Below are 20,938 nucleotides of genomic sequence, written 5' to 3'. Positions count from 1 at the left end.
ATATAGCAGGAAAGACATGAAAGCATATCGTTTAATCCTATCACTCATGGCAAGCGTAGCCGCAGGGCCAGCCTTCTCGCAAACAACAGGTGTTGTTTGCGAGGAGTTCGACCAGATACAACTGACGCACGTATTGACGCCCACCGGCCCGCTACCGACCGCCTTGGACCCGAATGGCGTATACCCCTATATGAGTTATAGCGAGACCTCAAATCGTCCGGTACCTAAAAGGTACCGGATGATCTCGCTAGAGAATGAGAAAGTCAAGGCTATCATCTGCCCCGATCTTTGCGGGAAAGTAATATCCCTCACTCACAAGGAGAGCGGCAAGGAGGTCTTGTACAGGCCGGACGTAATCAAATACACACGGATATTACCCCGTTTCTATTTCGTGGCCGGGGGGATCGAGGTCAGTTTCCCGATCTCCCACTCTCCCACGCAAAATGAGCCGGTGCTTTATCAGATCGATCATACGGGAGACCGCACATATGTAACATGCGGAGAACGGGAATCTCATTACGGTATGCAATGGTCTGTAGAATATTCCTTAGGAGATAAGGACGAATGCCTTACCCAAAGGGTTGTTTACTACAACCCGGGAAAGCAAGCCTATCCATGGATGTCATGGTCCAACGCCGCCCTTCCTTGCGCACCGGATACCCAATACGATTTCCCGAACGGGACCGTATTATCCCATGCCTCCACGTTGGACACGATCGACTGGAAAACCGAAGGAACCCATCATGAACGGGATATCAAAGAGATGACCGGCTACTTCTGGAAAACGAAAGACGTGAATGCTTTCGGGGCCTACACTCCCTCCTTGGGCAGCGGGCTCTATCATATCGCCGACGAATCCAGTACGCCCGGTATCAAGCTATGGAGTTATGGCGTAGCCGGCGACAAGGAATGGTCCATGCTCAGTACCCCCGACCGGCAGCCTTACGTAGAAATCCAAGGTGGCCCAATCAGCGACCAGTCCATCAAGCTCGAATTGCGTCCCGGCGAGAAAAAGAATCACGTAGAATATTGGATACCGACAGATCAGCCTTTGGATATCTATTCCTTAAAGGTTCCGGCATTAAGGCTTCGCCCGATCGATCGCATCCCGCTATTTGACTGGGCCCGGAAGAATGAATCTTCCATCTGGATCGCCTTAGCCGATGCCTATAAGAATAAGTCCATGCTTCCCGCCGCTCCCTATCCGGAAGATGGGCAGTGGGCTCCATCCGGCATGGAAGATCTGGACGATGCTTTTCGTTGGGCGATCCAAATATCTCCCCGGCCGGAACGGGATTATTGGCAATTCCACTATGGGACTTGGTTGGCTGGAAGAGAACGTGTAGAGGAGGCGATCGAACAACTATCCATCCCGGATATCGATCTGGCGAAAGCTTTATTGGCAAGGCTATATGTTCGTCGGCAGGCGTGGGAAAAGGCGAGAGATACTTACGCCGCTATCCCCGAGACCTCGTGGTTGAACCTACATCCCCAGTTGGTTATCGAGCGGGATAAAGTATTAAAGAAGTTTGGAACAGAGGCTTTATCGGAACGGGAAAAATGGCTGGATAAGATAAACGCGTCCTCTGATGAATGGGTGGTCGAGCGAAAGGTACAGCTACTGATTGATAAGAAGCAATATCAAGAAGCCAAGGATTTATTACTATCCACCCGTTTCCAGAAAGTGCATCAAACTTACACCCGTACGGGACTTTGGGAACAGATCAACGAAGGCTTGGGCCTCTCCCCTCAACCTGTACCGGAACAACTCGGCGAGGATCGCTTAGCCCGGTTCGGTGCCTATCGGGAATATGAATAAAGGGAGGTGTGTGTTTAGAGCAGTAGCGTCATATAAGTCTCCGCATATTTAGCCAGAAACGCCCGGATCACTTTCAAGGCCGTAGAGATATGTTGTTGTACCGTATATACCGAGATACCCAAACTGTCGGCTATCTCCTTATGGGATTTCATATCTTTACGGCTCATATCAAAAACCCTTTTTTGTTGTGGGGTCAACGTTTCAAGCGCCTTATCCAACAATGCGTTTAAATCCGTATCCAATACCGAGTCCTCCGTCTCGTTCGTGCTATCCAATGAGGCGGACCGTATCTTATCCCTCAGCTCCAACTCACGATCCAGTCCCGCCAACAGGTTTAAGATCCGATTTTTCACGATCGTATACACATACGGGCCAAAAGGTACATTCGGGTTCAAGAAACGGCGATTCTGCCAAATAGAGGCGAAAGCATCCTGAAAAACATCTTCCGCCATATCCCGGGATTTAAGGAATTTCAAGGAAAACCACATCAAGCGGTCCTTATACAGGGCATATAATTCACAAAAGGCCGACTCGTCCCCTTCTAGCAAGTCTGCCACAAGTCTTCTTTCTTTCTCTGAATCAATGTCTGCCATTCGACTTAATCTCCCACTTCGATTACATAGGTTCAAATATATGCAAAATACCCAAAAGTAAAAACAAATTGAACCAAAATCAGCGACTCCATCATACAGCTTTATAAACTCGCGATAACAAACATCTTTGCTCATTCGGAAATAATCATGTATTTTTGTCTGTTCATTTAAGAAAGGATGATGTATTGATGAAAGTTTGTATCGCCGAAAAGCCGAGTGTGGCCCGGGAAATCGCGGAAGTATTAGGGGCAACCCAACGAATGAATGGGTATATCGAAGGAAACGGATATCAGGTAACTTGGACATTCGGGCATTTGTGTACCCTGAAAGAACCGCATGAATACGCGGAGAACTGGAAACGCTGGAGTCTGGGGTCGCTACCTATGATCCCTCCCCGGTTCGGTATCAAACTAATCGAGAATCCTACGTATGAGCAACAATTCAAGGTAATCGAGAGCCTGATGCAAAATGCCGAGATGGTCATTAACTGCGGTGATGCCGGCCAAGAGGGAGAGCTGATCCAACGCTGGGTCATGCAAAAGGCAGGTTGTAAATGCCCGGTCTACCGCCTTTGGATCTCCTCGCTTACGGAGGAGGCGATCCGGGAAGGTTTCCAAAAACTCAAAGAACAGACGGAATTCAATAAGTTATATGAGGCCGGGCTATCCCGTGCCATCGGCGACTGGTTGCTGGGGATGAACGCCACCCGCCTTTATACCTTGCGCTACGGGCAGAACCGGCAGGTATTATCGATCGGCCGTGTGCAAACCCCGACGCTCGCCTTGATCGTAAACCGGCAAGCCGAGATCGACAATTTCAAGCCGGAACCCTATTGGGAATTAAAGACCATTTACAGGAATACGACTTTCTCCGCCACGAAAGGTAAGTTCACGAAGAAAGAGGAAGGCGAGGCTTTTCTGGAGAAGGTAAAGGAACAGGATTTTACTGTTACCAGTATCACCGAGAAGAAAGGGAAGGAATTCGCCCCCCGCCTATTCGACTTGACCTCGTTGCAGGTGGAATGTAATAAGAAATTCGCGTTTACGGCGGACGATACGCTAAAGTTGATCCAATCGCTCTACGAGAAGAAGGTGACAACCTACCCACGTGTAGACACGACTTTCCTTAGTGATGATATCTATCCGAAAGTTCCCAATACCTTGAAAGGGTTGGTGGATTATACGGAGCTTACCGCTCCTTTGATGAATCAGAAATTGCCGAAAAGCAAGAAAGTGTTTGATAACTCGAAGGTTACCGATCACCATGCGATCATCCCTACCGGAGTCCCCGCCCGCAATCTTACGGATACGGAACGGAAGGTGTACGATTTGGTAGCCCGTCGTTTTATTGCCGCCTTTTATCCGGATTGCGAGATATCGACCACTACGGTCTTGGGTCAAGTGGATAAGGTAGAATTCAAGGTGACTGGAAAGCAAATCCTCAAACCGGGTTGGCGTGTCGTATTCGGAGCCGAGCAGAAAGATCCGGAGGCTGAACCTACCGAGGAAGAAGGCGTATTGCCCGATTTCGTGAAAGGAGAAAGCGGCCCGCATAAACCGATCTTGAAAGAGACTTGGACCCAGCCTCCGAAACCTTATACAGAAGCTACTTTATTGCGGGCGATGGAAACCGCCGGTAAATTAGTGGATAATGACGAGCTGCGGGATGCCTTAAAGGAAAACGGTATCGGCCGTCCTTCTACCCGTGCGGCGATCATCGAGACTTTATTTAAGCGTAATTATATACGAAAGGAACGTAAGAATCTTTATCCCACCGCTACCGGCGCGGAATTGATCGGCACGATCCATGAGGAACTGCTGAAAAGCGCAGAGTTGACGGGGCTTTGGGAAAAGAAACTACGCCAGATTGAACGAGGGACTTATGAGGCCCGTACTTTTCTGGATGAGTTGAAGCAGATGGTAAACGAGGTCGTCATAAACGTCCTTTCCGACCAAACCCGGCGAACGATTACGATTGAGGATACGTCTAAAGCAGCTAAAGAAACTCCCAAAGACGAACCCAAGGAGAAAAAGGAAAAGAAACCTCGTAAGCCTCGTGCCAAGAAAGAGAAAGCAGAGGCTACTCCTGAATTGGAGCTTCCATCAACGGATAAGCCCGTTTGCCCCATCTGTCACAAAGGCTCTATCCTCCGGGGCAAAACCGCTTATGGTTGCTCCGAATACAAGAACGGATGTACGTTCCGCTTGGATTACGCTACGTATGGAAATAATTTAACGGATGAGGAGTTAGGTACGGTTATCAGTAAATTAAAGTCTATTTAAAATATGAGAACAGAATGGTTTCCTCTGGTAAACGAGGAAGGTGAGACGATCGGAAAGGCTACTCGCAAGGAATGTCATAGCGGAAGGAAGTTGCTACATCCCGTAATCCATTTACATATCTTTAATAAGGATGGAGATCTATATCTCCAAAAACGTTCCATGAACAAGGATATACAACCGGGAAAATGGGACACGGCCGTAGGTGGGCATATTGATTATGGAGAAAGCGTGGAAGAGGCCCTGCGCCGTGAGGTTCGTGAGGAATTGGGCATTACCGATTTCACGCCTGTCTTCATCAAACGTTATATATTCGAGTCTTCCATAGAGAAGGAATTGGTAAACAGCTTCCGGACCACTTACGATGGCCCCATCACCCCCGATCCCGAGGAACTGGACGGAGGACGTTTCTGGCCGATCGAGGAGATCAAAGAGAATCTGGGGAAAGGCGCATTCACCCCGAATTTCGAAAAGGAATTCACCGCTATTTTCCTATAGGATAAAAACGCTACACTTCAGCTAGAATAGTTATTCAAGAGCCTGTTCATTCTTCGTAAGATACTGTTACATTCCACAAACCACGACGTGAACTGTACAGACCACGACGTGAATTATACAAACCATGCTGTGGTCTGTACAGTTCACGTCGTGGTTTGTGGAATGTAACTATATATGATTATCTTTATATATAGTAAATAAGATGTTTTGTCCTATAGTAATCGACCTATTATATTATAACTGTAACTCCATATGTATCTTACCTCGAAACCTAACAATCTTTGCCTAAAGCACTAATACCTCTACCTTAAATCTAATGTTTGTTCAGACCTTAAAACTAATCTTATATATTAATGTGTGGTTTATACATATCTTGCGCCGTCAAACCGCATTCCTTTTTCATACGGATACAATAATCGAGCGTTCCTACCTCCGGCGTGATATTGTTGGAACCGAACGTGAACTTTACACCCGCGGCTTTCGCTTTCTGAATGATCGCTTTATTCGGAATATGATAAAGCTCGTTTATCTCCAAAGCCTTTCCACTTTTTGCCAAGGCATTCACGAAACGGTCGATACGCTCTTCTGTCCAAAACATATCATATCGGTCACTCATCGCATCGGGAAGGAAACAGGAATTCACGTACATATCGACCGGCTCTTCCAAGACAGAACAGATACGGTCCAACATCATATCCATATATGCCTGCTCATCGTCGATAATCACTTCCTTGTTTACCCATAGGTGCGTACGCCGCCCCTTATGATCCAGAAACGTCATGGCATCGGTAAACACATAGTCAAAGCTGTTGCGGGCCGCCTCCGAAAAGGTTGTTACCCACTCACGTCCGTCTGCTCATCCACGGCATTCCCCCATTGAGCGGGAATGTCTATTCCTTTCGCGCTGAACGCCTCTAAAGAGATATTCTTAAACTGAAGATTTCCACGTCCCGTACCCACCAGCGAGATAGTACCTTGGGATAACAATGCTTTAGCGTTCTCCTTCAAACGGAAAGGTTTGGAAGGCTCTATATATTCTACGACAGTCTCACCATTAATCCGCACCCGGACAAGCCGTCCTTCTACCCGGATATTCATCTTGAACCATTCGTTCTCTTTCACGAAACTCTTCGTCAGGTTCCGGACCGACACCAAGCTACCCGTCATCCGCCACCAAACCGGATCTTCCCGATCGTTGTTCAAGGCGATACGGTATCCTTTACGATCCGTAGCGTCCGTATGGATACCAATATAACCTTTGCCACCGGTCGTGGTACGTACATCCATATCTAACTCGAAGTTCGTATAGCCTTTGCCATCGTTCAACAAAGCACGGGCGTTGGAACCGGCCAACGTAAGAACATCATTTTGTATGACCACGACGCCGGATGTCTTCCATGCGTTGTGATCGACCGTATCGGATACGTTCTCTTTCGTAAATCCCGTGAACACCAAACAGGCGATCACGACGGCAATCATTAATTTAATCTTCATGGCATCTCTTTTTAAAAGTTATGCCGCAAATGTATCCGGGAATAAGAAGCAAAAAGAAGATTGATATAAAAATGTAGACAGTACGATCCTCTATCCCATTAAATACAAATCAGTTAATAAAGATCACTATCCTAAAAAATGTAGATTGATTATAACGGATTCCGGTTAACCCCGATCCTCATCACCCAACCTTCAAACTCATCACGAGGCACTAACGCCTTATTACGTACCTTGGTCCGGTAGTTATAGATCGTACTCAACGAACAACGGAGAAAAGCGGCTATCCTTACGCTGTCCGTAACTCCCAACCGCATCAAGGCGAATATACGAAGTTCCTTATTCAACAGATCCTCCGATTTCAAGACGATACGTTCCTCGGGCTGCAACAAAGCGTTGAAGTCCCTGACAAACGTAGGATATAATCCAAGAAAGATTCGATCGAAGTTAACATAAAGCGCTTCCACCTCATTCTCCACCATACGGGTCGAACGGAGCATCTTGAATAACTCGTCCAACTGTTTATTCATCGCCTTTTTCTGTAGCGATTTCTGGTAATCCTCCAGTTTATTAATATAGGTGGAGCAGAGATCGAGGAAATGAGCGATGTATTCCTCCTTGATATGATTTGACTCCGATAGCTGTATATTTCGCTCTTGCAATAAATTATTCGTCTCGCTTATCTCTCCATTCAACTTTACCAAACAGGCATTGGTATTAACCAACTCTTCTCGTATCGCTGAGATCTTCCGCATCTGCCTATACACATAGGCAAGAGAAAGGATCAGAAAGAGCGTCAATAGGCTGATCAACAAGAAATAAGTCATCAATTGCCTTTTGCCTTGAGCTTCCCGTGTCTGATAGGAAGCATTAATGATAGGATAGAATTTAGAGATCTCATTCATGCGGAACTGTATATTGCAAGTAACGGCACCTTCTCCGCAGACCTCGCCTGTCCGTGAGCCAGATATTTCTGCGCCAGATTTATCTTATACCGATAAGAGGCCGTATCTAAGACAGACAATAACGAATCCTTGTATAAATCAAGTTGTTTCCTATATTCAAAAGAATCCAGATTCGTACTGTAATAAGAGAAAAACGAATAATAAGCCTCATAGAAATCCTGTTTCTGCTCTTTAGACAGCAATTCACGGTCTATGCTTCGCAACAGACTTTCCGACTCACGGTACATCCCGGAGAAAGCATAAAGCGTAGCCAGTCGTAAGCGGGAAGTATAGATGCGTGCCGTATCCTTCATAAATGACGCTATCTCCATATTCCGCTTTATGTAATAGATGGCCGAGTCTTGTTGTATTTTCTTGAATTCCTCGTATAATTGGTGGTTGATCTCATATTCCTGCCACAACGATATCTTGCTCAAGAGAAACATGTCCTTTAGCTGCGTGATCCGTTGCTCCCGTTGCTGCAGATAAAAAGATCTATTCAAGACAGCTTCATCCAGCTCCTTGGCCAACGTGTCCCCTCTCAGCCCTCCCCATGCGAAGGCTTGAACCATCCCGACAATTAGAAATAAGATTACCTTTATTAGTTTATTCATTACACGAACTGAGAATTATCCAAAAGAAAAGGGTTCAGTCAAATCAACAGAGCATAAATAGCTTACCTCGGCTGAAGACTGAACCCAATATTTTAAAACGCCCCGAAAGGGTGTTATTTACACATCTCGTTGATGATCTGTATTAATTGACCGCCTAATTCCTCGGCTTCCTCCATCGTATGGGCCTCAGAGTAGATACGGATGATCGGTTCCGTATTGCTCTTACGCAAATGAACCCATTTATCCGGGAAATCGATCTTCACTCCGTCGATATCCGTAATATCGTATTGAGAGAACTTCTCTTTTACTTTCGCCAAGATAGCGTCCACGTCGATCTCCGGCGTTAACTGGACTTTTTGCTTGGAGATGAAATACGGAGGATAAGAAGCCTTCAACTCGCTCGTCTTCATCTTCTTCTTTGCCAGATGAGTCAGGAACAAGGCGATACCTACCAAAGCGTCGCGTCCGTAATGGCTGGCCGGATAGATCACTCCACCGTTGCCCTCACCACCGATCACGGCATTCGTAGCCTTCATCTTGGCAACCACGTTCACCTCGCCTACAGCGGCGGCATTATATTCGCAACCATGAGCACGGGTAACGTCGCGAAGCGCACGGCTTGAGCTCAGGTTACTTACCGTATTACCCGGTGTATGACTTAATACGTAGTCACTGACAGCGACCAAGGTGTATTCCTCGTTGAACATCTCGCCATTCTCGCAGATAATCGCCAAACGGTCTACGTCCGGATCTACTACGAAACCGACATCCGCTTTCGCATGTCCCATCAAATCGGAGATCTCTGTCAAGTTTTCCGGAATGGGTTCCGGATTATGAGAGAAGTTTCCATGAGGGGCGCAATGCAGCTTGAAGATTTCCTTCACGCCCAACGCGTATAATAAATCAGGGATCACGATACCTCCCACGGAGTTCACGCAATCGATAGCTACACGGAAGTTAGCGGCCTTGATAGCCTCCACGTCCACGAGATCCAGATTCAAGACGCTCTCGATATGTTTTTGCTTATAAGTCGCATTCGGGATTACCTTGCCCAAATGATCCACGTCGGCGAACTCGAAGTCCTCGGCGGCAGCTATGCGTAATACCTCAGCCCCCTCAGCGGCATTCAAGAACTCACCTTTCTCATTCAAAAGCTTCAAGGCATTCCATTGCTTCGGATTATGACTGGCGGTAAGGATAATACCTCCGCAAGCCCCTTCCATAGCTACGGCCAATTCGGTAGTAGGAGTCGTGGCCAGATCGATATCCACCACATCAAATCCCATACCGGTAAGCGTTCCTAGGACGACTTGTTTAACCATCAGACCGGAGATACGTGCGTCACGCCCTACAACGATCTTATTGGTCTCCACTTTTGTGTTTTTTCGGATGAATGTAGCATAAGCGGCTACAAACTTAACAATAGCTAACGGATTCAATCCGTCTTCCGGGCTACCGCCTATTGTACCGCGAATACCGGAAATAGATTTAATTAGTGTCATAAGTTTTCTTCAAATATATATTCTAGAATTTCATAATATACAGGCAAGCCTTTCGACTGGTCATAATAGGTGCCCCGCTTAAAAGGAACGATAAGTTTTACTCTAGCCCGGTCTCCCACATATTGCAAAGGAGTCTGCAAACCTTCGCTTACCCATTGATAGGAAGGATCGTATGGATTACTGTTCGAATAATCGCCGTATGTGAACGGAATGGGATAAGTCCCATTGCTATGTGGGCCATAATTCTCGTACACCAAGGTATCCACCTCCAGTATGTAGTGCAATTTACAACGGTACAACATTTTCGTTTTATACTGCACCGCACGCTCACTAGAACCCTTATCTATGATATTCAAATAAACACCATTTTCTAATTTAACGAATTGATTCTCCTTGAAGATGCTATCTTTAGGAAAATCGTCTAAAATCTCAAAATCATTAGCATCGATCAAACGCTCGATTGCCTTTTTCTCATCTTTCAACATATCCGTGTACGACTTTGTCTTGCTACAAGAGATAGCGACTAATGCGGCACACAGAATCAACAGGATATTAAAACCTTTCTTCATTTGTTAGTCTTTAATTGAATGAATCGCAAATGTAAATAATCTTCGTCAAACCTTACGCATGTTTGCCTAAATCTTCTGATTTATTAGGATTAAATTCCTGTAAACCTTTCTCAAACACGGCTACGGCCTCAGATAAAGAGCCATAGAACTCACCTCCGGACGCATTTTTATGTCCACCTCCGTTGAAATAAGTAGAAGCAAACTGATTGCAAGGAAAATCGCCCACGGAGCGAAGCGATACCTTTATGTAATCGCTGTCCTCACGAATAAAGACACTAAAGCTTACGTTCTCTATGCTTAACGGCAAGTTCACGAAACCTTCCGTATCTCCAGTCTGGTACTGAAAACGATCCAGTTCCTCTTTCGATAATGTGATAAGAGCCGCCTGTTGTTCCGGATAGACCCTCATCTTCTCATACAACACATATCCCATCATACGTAAACGGCACTCGGAATAGACCTGATTCACCTTACGATAGATCAAATCCTTATCAATCCCCTTCTTGATCAATTCGCTGACGATCGTATAAATCTCCGGTTTATTCGAATTATAGGTGAACGATCCCGTATCCGTCATCATACCCGTATAGATACAAGCGGCGGCATCCCGATTCAATAAATCGAACATCCCCATACGACAAATAAAACGGAAGATCATCTCACTGGTAGAAGACATCTCCGGATACGACATCGTCACACGACAAAAATCTGCGGGGTTCAAATGATGATCAATCATCACCTTGCGGCCTTCTGAGGCGATCACCGCCGGAGCCAGTTTCTCGATACGTTTGGGTTCATTGAAATCGAGGCAGAAAATAACATCCGCTTCCTTGATCAATTTCTCGGCGAAATCCGGATATTTCTCATGTATCACGACATCCTTAGCGCCCGGCATCCATCTATAAAAAGAGGGAAATGCGTTCGGTACTACTACCGCTACATTATCCTTACCGTAAGCGGATAGGAAATGATATAAACCAAGGGATGAACCTAATGCGTCGCCGTCTGGTGAGACATGCGTCACGATAACAAAACTCTCGCCTTTCTCTACGTATTTTTTGGCTTTCTGAATCTTCTCTTCTTGAATGATTTTAGTGATCATATAATCTTTTTGTTTTCACCCCAAAGGTACGACTTTTTTAGTTTCCGGCTATCAAAAAAAGTTCAATAAGGATCTTTACTGATATTATTAACAAAAGGGTTAAGGCGGCCAACAAAACTTTTGGTTCCCGTATCTTCATATATATCAAGCATAAAACAAGAAAACCATAACCTCCTAGCATCTCAAAGAAACTAAAACGACCCGTAATCGTCGCATAAGGCAGGGCGCTGAACACGTCCACTACCCTTACCATGCCATGAACCAGCCCTTCTACGATCTTCTGTATCCAGTCATATCCACAGAAATCCACCGGATAGCCTAACCACAAAAAGGCAAAAGGAATCAAAAACATAGCCAAGAGAGTGACCGGTAGATTCGTAAACAAGAAAACTGTCGAAAATTGTCCAAAATAATAAAAACAGAGCAAAGCAGTCCCTATCTGCGCAGCTATAGACACCGTAATCCATTCCCAAGGCATGGCCAACAAAGGATTTCTCACCACTATCCATTCCTTGAAACGAGGCACTAGGAATAAAATAAAAAACACAGCCAAATAGCTTAACTGAAAACCGACATCAAACAGATAATACGGATTATAGGCCAGCATACAGAAAGCGGCAGCGGCCAATGTATTATATCCATCCGTAACACGCCTAAGCGCCCTTCCTGTTAAATATAAAGACAGCATCAAGGCGGCCCGTACCGCCGAGGGCGCTAATCCTGTGATAAAGACAAACCCCCAAAGACTTCCCACCAGAATGATATAACGAACCCAACGTCCTATCCCCCATTTTGGCATAAACGAGCAAAAGAAAGATAAGAATCCACAAATCACGGCAACATGAAAACCGCTCACCGCTAATATATGAGACACGCCCGCCAAAGAGAAGCGCCTTTTCGTTTCCCGACTCATCGCTTTCTTATATCCCAATGTCAATGTAGCCAAAATAGATTTCTCCTCATCAGACAAACGCAAACGATCAAATGTATTTACCAAAGAATATTGAGCCTTGGTAGCCAATAAATCTAAAGAAGAAGCAGGCTCATTTACAAGCGCTATACGCCGGTCACTATACCAACAGACCTCAACCGCCAAACATACAATCAAAACAGAGACTATAGCTCCCCATATCCAACGGGAATCGTATCGCAACTCCGCATGCCCTCGCCCCCACGAGAACCCCAGAAAAAGAAAAACCAGAGCAGATAAAACCCCTAAAACATATAAAAGCAAAGAGGTAGGTAAAAACGCATAGCATAAAATTCCGGTTATCCATAAAAAAAGCGGCCGTACAAAAGGCCGCTTTTGTATTTCCTCAATCATGATAGTTAGGTTTTGTGATATATTAATGTGTTCTACAAAGCTTTCAAGTCTTTAATTGTTTGTATCGGATCTGGAGATTTGAATACGAAGTTACCGGCGACTAATACATCGGCACCTGCGTCAACCAAACGCTTTCCCGTCTCTAAATTCACCCCGCCATCTACCTCGATCATAGTACTCAATCCCTTCCGGTCTATCATTTCCCGTAGACGGGCCACCTTATCTACGGAATGCTCAATGAAGCGTTGACCACCAAATCCCGGATTCACGGACATCAATAAAACCATGTCCACATCTTGGATAATATCTTCTAATAAGCAGATGGGCGTATGCGGATTCAAGGTAACACCCGCTTTCATGCCCGTTTCCTTAATAGCCGCTACCGTCCGATGCAAATGGGTACATGCCTCATAATGCACGTTCATCATATAGGCTCCCGTAGCCGCGACCTCAGGGATAAACTTCTGGGGCTCCACGATCATCAAGTGCACATCCATCGGCTTCTGGCATATAGGCTTTAATGCGTTAAGTACCGGGAAACCAAACGAGATATTCGGCACGAATACCCCATCCATAATATCCAGATGCAACCAATCGGCGTCACTTTTATTTATCATCTCCACCTCCTTCCGCAAATCCAGAAAATTAGCGGAAAGCAGGGAAGGCGCTATCAAATGCTTCATAATCTTGTCTTTTGTTTTTACAAAAGTACACAAAAAAAGAAAGAGAACCTAATAATATAGATTCTCTTTCCGTAATTCTTAGTTCAACACATACCCGCAGAGCTCCGGACGTACAGCCGGTTCCGCTTGATAAGCCCTCGCAAACTGTTTCAAGAAATCCATCGTTTGCTTCCGAGGCGAACTTTTCGCCTCCGGGGCACTTTTCACTTTTTTCTCCAAATCATCCATGCATTGCGTAGAATGCTTCCTCATAGGCACCTTTATTTTTATCTTGTTTGCTAATAAAACGTAGGGACCTAAGACTTATTGCATGGAAAGAAAATTATTTTACACCATAGATAGCTCGATACGGTTCTCATCGGCCATACGGCGCATATTCAATATAGCGTAACGCATACGCCCTAAGGCCGTATTGATGCTAACCCCCGTGATATCGGCGATTTCCTTAAAACTAAGATCTTGATAGTAACGCATCTCCAACACCTCACGCTGGTTATCCGGCAAATGCTTTACCAATTTCTTCACGTCAGACAATACTTGATGGCGCACGATATTATCCTCTATCGTACCATCGCAAAGCTTGATGTTATTAAATAAGTCGATTTCTACCTCATCATTCGAGATCGTGTTCTCGCTACGTTCCTGACGGAAATTATCTATAATCAAGTTATGGGCAATACGAGTAATCCATGCCTTAAACTTGCCGTTCTCGGTATAGCGACCTTGTTTTATAGTCATGATAACCTTCACGAAGGTCTCTTGAAAGATATCCTCCGTAAGCTCTTTGTTACGTACTATGAAATAAATGTAAGAATGAATGCTACTTTTGTATCGATTTAATAAAATATCGAAAGCGGCATTATTACCTTCTGCATAAAGGACAACCAATTCCTCGTCGGTCATCATTTTTAAAGTCTTCATTACTTTCACATTTTTAGTTTATTCGAGTAATGTTTATGCTATAGGCGATGGGGTTTAACTGTTATACAATGTTATTTATGAAAGCAAAAGAACGAAAAATATTTTAAACCAACAAACATTTTATTTCAAATTATAAAAAGAATGTCCCCTGCCCGCACCTTTAACGTACGAACAGGGGACTTTACTGATCTAAAATATATGTATATTAGAACTTGTATCCCAATGTCAAAGCTACACGAGTCGTGTTTGTTTTCATCGTGGCGGGTTGGGCTTCGAGGAATGGCTTCGGATCATCTCCCGCAAACATATTAGAGAACGCATAAACATCTTCCTTATGCGTACGGAATACACAAGCCAAGTCCGTATAGAAGTTCGGGGTGAAGCGATAACCGATACCTACCGTATAATTCATGACCCCTTTATCGATCGTATAATTAGGAATCGTACCAACCGTAAAGACCTCTTTCTCTCCATTCTTCAGTTTATCCTTGATCGGACTATCGCTGTAGGCGACACCTGCTCTTACGGCAAATTGAGGAGTAACCTTTACCTCCGCACCTACACGGATCGTATTCATTGACTTGAAATTATCCGTTATATCTTGGTTAGTATACACGTTACTGCTACCATCCGTTTGATACATACGCATATTCTTATAATTCATCAACTCGTAATCAACGCTTATCAAAGCGGTCGTACCCAAGATTGCGGCGGCACTAAATATCCATTTATCCGGAGAACGGAATTCATAGTCATAATAAGCATTATTAGGAGTAGCCGCATCCAGTTTACGCTCCTTCATCTCCCCTTTATCCATAAAGGTCAGATAAGAACCGGCCTCACCATAATAACGATCTGTCATCTTATACCACGTAGGTGAATTATAAGCTACACCTAAACGAAGAAAATCAGTAGGACGAACAATGGCACCCACATTAAATGAATACCCGGTACCATCCGTATCCAAGTAATTATCTAAGTATAAATTATTGCCGTTCGTAAATTCCTCATCATACGATGACTGATATCTATAGTTCAGATCCGTAATCGCAACCGTAGCGCCAAGCATCACAAGTTCCGATATATTTATACCGAAAGCCAAGTCATATTGATCCACGGAACCTCGCTCTGAAACTTTTAATTGACCTCCTTGCAATAAATACGGACTCCATTGCCCATCCGCATCTTTATCCCCGAACGCACTATAATACTCTTTATCATTATCGTTATATGAATCCATATAACCGGCATTGTATCCTAGAATAGATAGCCAATCACCTAAGTCTTGGTTATTATAAGGGTTATAGTCTTTACCCTCCCCCAACAGTCCGCTAGGCATTCCTGCCGCACGCATGGCCACATAATCAGAAAGAGAAGTATTCAAATCACCTCCTGTAGCCATCGTATAGTTCCGGTTATAATTCTTCAAGCGATTATAAGAGAAACCAACGTTCCAGCTCACGATACCCTCATCATTCGCTGTCGGGAAATATCCTACGTAAGCGATATTATCGAAACTCACCTTCGTACGGCTGTTGTCCACCTTCGAACCAAGCCAATCGGTCTTCGCGGAGGCCGAAGACAAACTCAATGTCGTAACCACCTCCGAGCTTTTATAAATCGCCAAGCCTGCCGGGTTCGTATTCATAGCGGAAATATCACCACCTAACGCACCAAAAGCACCACCCATTCCTAAATAACGAGCCGTACCATTCAACTCCGTCTGGGAATACTTAAAGGCATCCAACTGTGACTGCGAAAAAGCGGTGCCGCCACACAGGGCAAGCACCGACATTATAATTCCTATCCTTTTCATCGTATCTCTAATTTTATCAACCTAACACTTTTACCTGCGACCACCACCGGCACGGCCACCTCCGCCACCAACAGAGCCTCCACTAGAACGACCTCCACCGAAGCTACCGGAAGAAGAACCTACCGAACTACTACGAGAAGGAGAGGAACTTCTAAATTGACTGGAAGAAGAGCGACTATTTGAGAAATCGCTACTGCTTCTGGAAGAAGAACGTGTTACCGGAGCTGAATATTGACGTCCGGAAGAAGATGCGGCTCCAGAACTACTTCTGGAAATCCTTGTTCTCGCCGAGCTATTACTTATGCCCGAGCTACTTCTTGTCGTTGCCGAATTTCTAACAGAAGAAGAGGAACGACGTCCCGCACCAGAGGAAATAGCAGATTCCCTACGGGTAGATCCCGCACGTCCATTGCTCAAGGAACTTGAAGACGAAGGTCTTGTAGTCGATCCGGAATTTCTCAAGGAAGAAGAGCCACTGCTCCGCCCACCTGTATAACCGGAACCTCTGCCACTCGCATAAGAGCGATTATCTCGATAAGAGGAACGTCCGTTTGAATAATGTCTACTTGGAGTCGAGTAGTAACCGGGATAGTAATGATGGTGATGTCCCCAATGGCCACCCCAATAGCCTCCACCCCAGCCCCAAGACGGGCCATACCATGGATCGTACCACGGACTATAATAGCCGGCATAAAAGCCTCCCCAGCCCCAGCCGAATCCCCAAGACGGGCCGTAGAAGCGAGATGAATAAGTCCACCAAGGGCTATAACTATAGAACCAAGGATCGTACCAACCTGTATACCAAGGCGAGCCCCAACCGTTGCCGACATTGATATTAAAATTCACGTTCGCGCTACCGTTCGAATAATCCGTATCATAGCCGTAACCATAATATCCGTCACTCAGATACAAATCGACTTGATCCGCTCCGGCGATCGTAATCTTACTCGGCGAATGATAACGAATGATACGTTCCGTATATTCAGTATCCGAACGACGCTCGGAAGAAGACTCATTCTCATCGCTATCCTCATAGATAACGGAATCATCCTCACGATAAGGCTCCTCCACCTCGACTGATGTATAACGACGGTTATATTCATCCACATCCCGGCTGTCTGAAGAAGCTTGGCTCTTGGCTGTAGCGACCAGGGTCCTAGACTCCTGTTTCGGCTGAACAACCTTTTTCTCTTCAACCTGTTCTTTCTTTTTCTTGTTTTTGGAAGAGAAATACACATCATCAAAGAACTCCTCCTGAGCCGCGGCACTAAATGCGATCAGAAGCATCATCACTAAAGATGTTAATTTCATGGGTTTCATATTTGTTTCTCCTCTACATTAAATAAATATTTTTCTCTTTTCATGTTTGACGCCCTTTTATGCAAAGGGTTTAAACGCTTTTTAGTTTTATAACAATAAACTCAATGTAATGTATGTACAAATATAATCGGTTCACGTTAATGTCCCAAGATTTACATATACTTTAACTTATAAAACTCACACATTTATTGTTATCTATAAAAGAAGATGCAAAGTTGGCGTAAACGCTGCAATCTCCGCAAATTCTTATTATTTTTGTTTCAAATTATAACGAAAAAATTACGCATATGGTATTAGCCTCGACAATAGATTTCACATTGCCCTTAGCGGACCCGGTATTAAAATTTCTCTTGATTCTTTTAATTATCCTGGCCGCTCCCCTTTTATTAAACAAGCTGAGAATCCCTCACCTGCTTGGACTGATCATTGCCGGCGCAATTATCGGACCGCATGGCTTTAATCTCGTATTACGGGATAGCAGCATTATCTTGTCCGGGACGGCGGGATTGCTTTATATCATGTTTCTCGCCGGATTGGAAATCGATATGGCGGATTTTAAGAGAAATAGTACGAAAAGCCTAGCTTTCGGCATGTACACATTCCTCATTCCGATGATCCTAGGAACGGTTGTCGGGATATGGGTCCTGCAATTCAACGTATTGACCTCCGTTTTACTCGCCAGTATGTTCGCCTCCCATACATTGATCGCCTATCCGATTATCAGTAAACTGGGTATCAGCAAAAACAAAGCTGTCAGTATCACCGTAGGAGGAACGATGATCACTGATACCTTGGCATTGCTCGTCCTAACGATCATTGTCGGCATGGCCACCGGACAGGTCAACGATATGTTTTGGATTCGTCTGGGGGTTTCCATCTTGATATTCGCGTTAATCGTATTATTCGGTTTCCCTTTCATTGGGCGTTGGTTCTTTAAGCATGTACACGATAATATATCACAGTATATATTCGTGCTGGTGATGGTATTTCTGGGATCTTTCCTAGCTCAGGTAGCGGGCATGGAGGCGATCATCGGGGCGTTCTTATCCGGACTAGCCCTAAATCGCCTTATCCCGCAAAGCTCACCTTTGATGAATCGTGTCGAGTTCGTAGGAAATGCCATATTCATCCCATTCTTCTTGTTGGGCGTAGGTATGTTAATAGATTATCGTACGTTCTTTACCAGTTTCGAGACCATTAAAGTAGGACTTATCATGATTATCGTAGCTACGGCCGCCAAATACATAGCCGCTTGGATGACCCAAAAGACTTTCCATCTGTCCACGGATCAGCGAAGCGTTATTTTCGGCCTAAGTAACGCACAAGCCGCCGCTACATTGGCCGCCGTGATGGTCGGATATAACGTAATCACCGGAACAGACGCTAATGGGGAACCAATCCGGTTATTAAATGAGAGCGTGTTGAACGGTACGATCCTGATGATACTTGTCACTTGCACCATCGCCTCTTTCGCCGCCCAAAAAGGCGCTCATAACATAGCGGCCCAAGATATATCCGATAAGGAGGAAAACAAAAAAGAATCAGAGCATATCTTGATACCGGTCAGCAATGAAGAGACCGTGGAAGAGCTGGTCAACCTCAGCTTGGCGATCAAATCTCCCCAAAACAAGAACGGCTTGTTTGCCCTAAAAGTGATAGATAACCATCATTCAGACGAGAAAGCGTTAAAACAATCCCGCAGGGTTCTACAGACCGCAGTCAATACGGCTGCCGCCACGGATACCCGGATGAAGGATTTATTAAGATATGACTTAAGCATATCGAATGCTATCGCCAGCGTGGTAAAAGAGCGGGAGATCACAGATCTGGTAGTGGGATTGCACAAGGAAAAAGATATACCGGCGGCCTTCCTTGGCCATATCGTGGAAAGCGTATTGGCGGAAAGTAGTGTAAGCACATTCATATACAAGCCCGCACAACCCATCTCTACTGTTAGACGGCATCTGATCATCATCCCGGAATTGGCCGAAAAAGAAATCGGTTTCAACCAAATCATCTTCCGGCTACGAAACGTGACCCAGAACACAGGTGCAGCGACAGTCTTTTACGGTTCGGAAGCGACCTTGAATGCCTTAAAGAAATTATTAGCCAAGAAAAGCGGAGAAGCCAGTTATATCGAATTCAACGACTGGGATGACTTCCTGATCGTTTTCCGGGATATAAAACCGGACGACACGATGTGGATTATCCTTAGCCGCAAGGAAGGACTTTCCTACGCTCCCGCCATGGCCCGTATCCCCAAGTACCTCAACAAATACTTTCAGGCAAACAGTTTCGTCTTGGCATATCCCGTGCAAGCTGGCATGAACGAGGGCACTCGCTATCTGACTTAACCATTACGGAACCAGCCTCTCACGCCAAGACTTTCGAGGTGAGTACGGCATTTTCCGCTTAGCGTATCCCAGACGGAGGATCAAAGCAGGAATCTCGTTGGTGAAAGACAAGTCTTTCGCCAGCAAACCGGAAAGATCACGCACCTCACAAGGCTGGTTCAAAAAGGCGAAAGCGATATTCTTTTCCGTAGCTCTCAAAAGAAAACGTTGCAAACTCCGGCCTAGCGCAAACCATTCCGGTAGCGTATTTGTCCGTAAGGCAAACAAGGCTAAATGAGAAGAAGAGTCCAGCTTCTTCTTGTCTCCCCTATTTTGTATGCCGGCTTTCAAGACACTTCCCATGATTGTCTCTGAGATAAGACGGGGAAGATTCGGCGCCCCGAACACCGCATAACTCAGGCCGTCCGATGTAGCTCGTACATGATTCTTATTAAAACGCATCCATGATTTCAGCTCTCGTTTAAACAGATGATCGTTCATTTGCCGGTTATTCCCCGCAAATATATAAGAAGAAAGCGTATCGAACTCCCACTCTCCTTTCGACCACAAATGCAGACTGATATTTTCCTCCAAAGGCGTATTCCTCAAATAGCTCAATTGATCCGATGGAATCATTTCCCCGGAATATATGCCTCGATTCGTCTGTCTGACCGAAATTTCCTCGATAAGCCCACTCGTCTCCTTAATCATCGATGCCTCCGACAAGAGTACGGTGATCTCCCCCGATCCTGAAAAAACCGGTAGCGGAGCATATCCTTTTGCCTCAGCCGCAATGCAAAGATTCTCGGTGGCACATCCTAAGCTAATAAATAACTCACGGTTATCCGGATCTACGACCGGAAGGGACTTACTCATATCCGGAAGAATCTGTATCCTATCCTTTTGCACACGAAACAACCAAGGTTGGGTATTATGCCCCGATGGGGCTTTCACGGCTTGTTCCATCATATAGATAAAATCCGGCCGTATATCACTTATCCGCAATGATCCTGTTTCCATATTATTATACACTTTCTCATTCTAGCGATGCCCACTACCTCTTTCCGTTCGTGCCCGGACAAACGCCTCAAAAACAAAAAATCCCGTAAAGCTTTCGCCTTACAGGACTC

At 45.2% G+C, this 20,938-nt stretch carries 17 protein-coding genes and 1 pseudogene; 4 read left to right on the top strand and 14 right to left on the bottom strand.

Annotated elements, in window-relative coordinates:
- Positions 1–46: 46 nt before the first annotated feature.
- Positions 47–1,819, top strand: a complete 1,773-nt coding sequence (locus DWX84_RS19710) for a DUF5107 domain-containing protein (protein WP_232054482.1) — start codon at positions 47–49, stop codon at positions 1,817–1,819.
- A 14-nt stretch (positions 1,820–1,833) separates the two neighbouring features.
- On the opposite strand, the gene DWX84_RS19705 is transcribed toward DWX84_RS19710, so the two are convergent.
- A complete protein-coding gene (locus DWX84_RS19705; protein WP_048927792.1) occupies positions 1,834–2,412 on the bottom strand; it encodes an RNA polymerase sigma-70 factor in 579 nt (192 codons plus the stop codon).
- 188 nt (positions 2,413–2,600) lie between these two features.
- Between DWX84_RS19705 and DWX84_RS19700 the strand changes: the two genes are divergently transcribed.
- Positions 2,601–4,694 (top strand): DNA topoisomerase 3, encoded by a 2,094-nt coding sequence (locus tag DWX84_RS19700; RefSeq protein ID WP_005858139.1) that lies wholly within the window; start codon positions 2,601–2,603, stop codon positions 4,692–4,694.
- Between the two features lie 3 nt (positions 4,695–4,697).
- The gene (locus tag DWX84_RS19695; protein ID WP_009017132.1) at positions 4,698–5,189 is read left to right on the top strand and encodes an NUDIX domain-containing protein; all 492 of its coding nucleotides are present in this window, start codon (positions 4,698–4,700) and stop codon (positions 5,187–5,189) included.
- A 343-nt stretch (positions 5,190–5,532) separates the two neighbouring features.
- On the opposite strand, the pseudogene DWX84_RS22255 reads toward DWX84_RS19695, so the two are convergent.
- The 12 genes and pseudogenes from DWX84_RS22255 to DWX84_RS19645 all read right to left on the bottom strand — a co-directional run bounded on the left by DWX84_RS22255 (position 5,533) and on the right by DWX84_RS19645 (position 17,475).
- Positions 5,533–6,683, bottom strand: a pseudogene (locus tag DWX84_RS22255) (family 16 glycoside hydrolase).
- A gap of 149 nt (positions 6,684–6,832) precedes the next feature.
- Complete coding sequence (locus tag DWX84_RS22010) at positions 6,833–7,585, bottom strand: DUF6377 domain-containing protein (RefSeq protein ID WP_005866296.1); 753 nt, start codon at positions 7,583–7,585, stop codon at positions 6,833–6,835.
- Positions 7,582–8,238, bottom strand: a complete 657-nt coding sequence (locus DWX84_RS22005; protein ID WP_005866294.1) for a hypothetical protein — start codon at positions 8,236–8,238, stop codon at positions 7,582–7,584. Before DWX84_RS22005 ends, DWX84_RS22010 begins: the two co-directional genes overlap by 4 nt.
- 113 nt (positions 8,239–8,351) lie before the next feature.
- Positions 8,352–9,740 (bottom strand): phosphoglucosamine mutase, encoded by a 1,389-nt coding sequence (gene glmM / locus DWX84_RS19680; RefSeq protein WP_005866292.1) that lies wholly within the window; start codon positions 9,738–9,740, stop codon positions 8,352–8,354.
- Positions 9,737–10,309, bottom strand: coding sequence for a DUF4827 domain-containing protein (locus DWX84_RS19675; protein WP_048927791.1), 573 nt, complete (start codon positions 10,307–10,309; stop codon positions 9,737–9,739). The genes glmM and DWX84_RS19675 overlap by 4 nt, the downstream gene beginning before the upstream one ends.
- Before the next feature lie 52 nt (positions 10,310–10,361).
- Positions 10,362–11,411: a bifunctional oligoribonuclease/PAP phosphatase NrnA gene (locus DWX84_RS19670; RefSeq protein ID WP_005866290.1), complete on the bottom strand. Its 1,050-nt coding sequence runs from the start codon at positions 11,409–11,411 to the stop codon at positions 10,362–10,364.
- Positions 11,412–11,448: 37 nt separating this feature from the next.
- Positions 11,449–12,735: a ComEC/Rec2 family competence protein gene (locus DWX84_RS19665; protein ID WP_048927790.1), complete on the bottom strand. Its 1,287-nt coding sequence runs from the start codon at positions 12,733–12,735 to the stop codon at positions 11,449–11,451.
- 32 nt (positions 12,736–12,767) lie between these two features.
- Positions 12,768–13,418, bottom strand: coding sequence for a ribulose-phosphate 3-epimerase (gene rpe, locus DWX84_RS19660; protein WP_008774230.1), 651 nt, complete (start codon positions 13,416–13,418; stop codon positions 12,768–12,770).
- Positions 13,419–13,496: 78 nt separating this feature from the next.
- Positions 13,497–13,670, bottom strand: coding sequence for a hypothetical protein (locus DWX84_RS21710; protein ID WP_172618149.1), 174 nt, complete (start codon positions 13,668–13,670; stop codon positions 13,497–13,499).
- A 75-nt stretch (positions 13,671–13,745) separates the two neighbouring features.
- Positions 13,746–14,339: an RNA polymerase sigma factor gene (locus tag DWX84_RS19655; RefSeq protein ID WP_008774229.1), complete on the bottom strand. Its 594-nt coding sequence runs from the start codon at positions 14,337–14,339 to the stop codon at positions 13,746–13,748.
- A gap of 205 nt (positions 14,340–14,544) precedes the next feature.
- Complete coding sequence (locus DWX84_RS19650) at positions 14,545–16,155, bottom strand: OmpP1/FadL family transporter (protein WP_005866281.1); 1,611 nt, start codon at positions 16,153–16,155, stop codon at positions 14,545–14,547.
- 30 nt (positions 16,156–16,185) lie between these two features.
- Entirely contained in the window at positions 16,186–17,475 is a 1,290-nt protein-coding gene (locus DWX84_RS19645) for a hypothetical protein (protein ID WP_005866279.1), read from the bottom strand.
- Between the two features lie 287 nt (positions 17,476–17,762).
- Here DWX84_RS19645 and DWX84_RS19640 point away from each other — a divergent pair, with 287 nt between their 5' ends.
- Positions 17,763–19,829, top strand: coding sequence for a cation:proton antiporter (locus DWX84_RS19640; RefSeq protein WP_044544615.1), 2,067 nt, complete (start codon positions 17,763–17,765; stop codon positions 19,827–19,829).
- Between the two features lie 3 nt (positions 19,830–19,832).
- On the opposite strand, the gene DWX84_RS19635 is transcribed toward DWX84_RS19640, so the two are convergent.
- Positions 19,833–20,828 carry a nitroreductase gene (locus DWX84_RS19635; protein WP_048927789.1) on the bottom strand — a complete coding sequence of 332 codons (996 nt, stop codon included), beginning with the start codon at positions 20,826–20,828 and terminating at the stop codon, positions 19,833–19,835.
- Between the last annotated feature and the right edge of the window lie 110 nt (positions 20,829–20,938).

The organism is Parabacteroides sp. AF21-43 (assembly GCF_003635435.1).
In the GTDB taxonomy this organism is placed as follows: Bacteria; Bacteroidota; Bacteroidia; order Bacteroidales; family Tannerellaceae; genus Parabacteroides; species Parabacteroides distasonis.
This window is presented reverse-complemented; position numbering and strand designations above follow the sequence as displayed.

Excerpts from the sequence above, each read along its gene's own strand:
- DWX84_RS19710 (WP_232054482.1), top strand. The coding sequence starts at position 47 with ATGGCAAGCGTAGCCGCAGGGCCAGCCTTCTCGCAAACAACAGGTGTT.
- DWX84_RS19705 (WP_048927792.1), bottom strand. The coding sequence starts at position 2,412 with ATGGCAGACATTGATTCAGAGAAAGAAAGAAGACTTGTGGCAGACTTG.
- DWX84_RS19700 (WP_005858139.1), top strand. The coding sequence starts at position 2,601 with ATGAAAGTTTGTATCGCCGAAAAGCCGAGTGTGGCCCGGGAAATCGCG.
- DWX84_RS19695 (WP_009017132.1), top strand. The coding sequence starts at position 4,698 with ATGAGAACAGAATGGTTTCCTCTGGTAAACGAGGAAGGTGAGACGATC.
- DWX84_RS22010 (WP_005866296.1), bottom strand. The coding sequence starts at position 7,585 with ATGAATGAGATCTCTAAATTCTATCCTATCATTAATGCTTCCTATCAG.
- DWX84_RS22005 (WP_005866294.1), bottom strand. The coding sequence starts at position 8,238 with ATGAATAAACTAATAAAGGTAATCTTATTTCTAATTGTCGGGATGGTT.
- glmM (WP_005866292.1), bottom strand. The coding sequence starts at position 9,740 with ATGACACTAATTAAATCTATTTCCGGTATTCGCGGTACAATAGGCGGT.
- DWX84_RS19675 (WP_048927791.1), bottom strand. The coding sequence starts at position 10,309 with ATGAAGAAAGGTTTTAATATCCTGTTGATTCTGTGTGCCGCATTAGTC.
- DWX84_RS19670 (WP_005866290.1), bottom strand. The coding sequence starts at position 11,411 with ATGATCACTAAAATCATTCAAGAAGAGAAGATTCAGAAAGCCAAAAAA.
- DWX84_RS19665 (WP_048927790.1), bottom strand. The coding sequence starts at position 12,735 with ATGATTGAGGAAATACAAAAGCGGCCTTTTGTACGGCCGCTTTTTTTA.
- rpe (WP_008774230.1), bottom strand. The coding sequence starts at position 13,418 with ATGAAGCATTTGATAGCGCCTTCCCTGCTTTCCGCTAATTTTCTGGAT.
- DWX84_RS21710 (WP_172618149.1), bottom strand. The coding sequence starts at position 13,670 with ATGAGGAAGCATTCTACGCAATGCATGGATGATTTGGAGAAAAAAGTG.
- DWX84_RS19655 (WP_008774229.1), bottom strand. The coding sequence starts at position 14,339 with ATGAAGACTTTAAAAATGATGACCGACGAGGAATTGGTTGTCCTTTAT.
- DWX84_RS19650 (WP_005866281.1), bottom strand. The coding sequence starts at position 16,155 with ATGAAAAGGATAGGAATTATAATGTCGGTGCTTGCCCTGTGTGGCGGC.
- DWX84_RS19645 (WP_005866279.1), bottom strand. The coding sequence starts at position 17,475 with ATGAAACCCATGAAATTAACATCTTTAGTGATGATGCTTCTGATCGCA.
- DWX84_RS19640 (WP_044544615.1), top strand. The coding sequence starts at position 17,763 with ATGGTATTAGCCTCGACAATAGATTTCACATTGCCCTTAGCGGACCCG.
- DWX84_RS19635 (WP_048927789.1), bottom strand. The coding sequence starts at position 20,828 with ATGGAAACAGGATCATTGCGGATAAGTGATATACGGCCGGATTTTATC.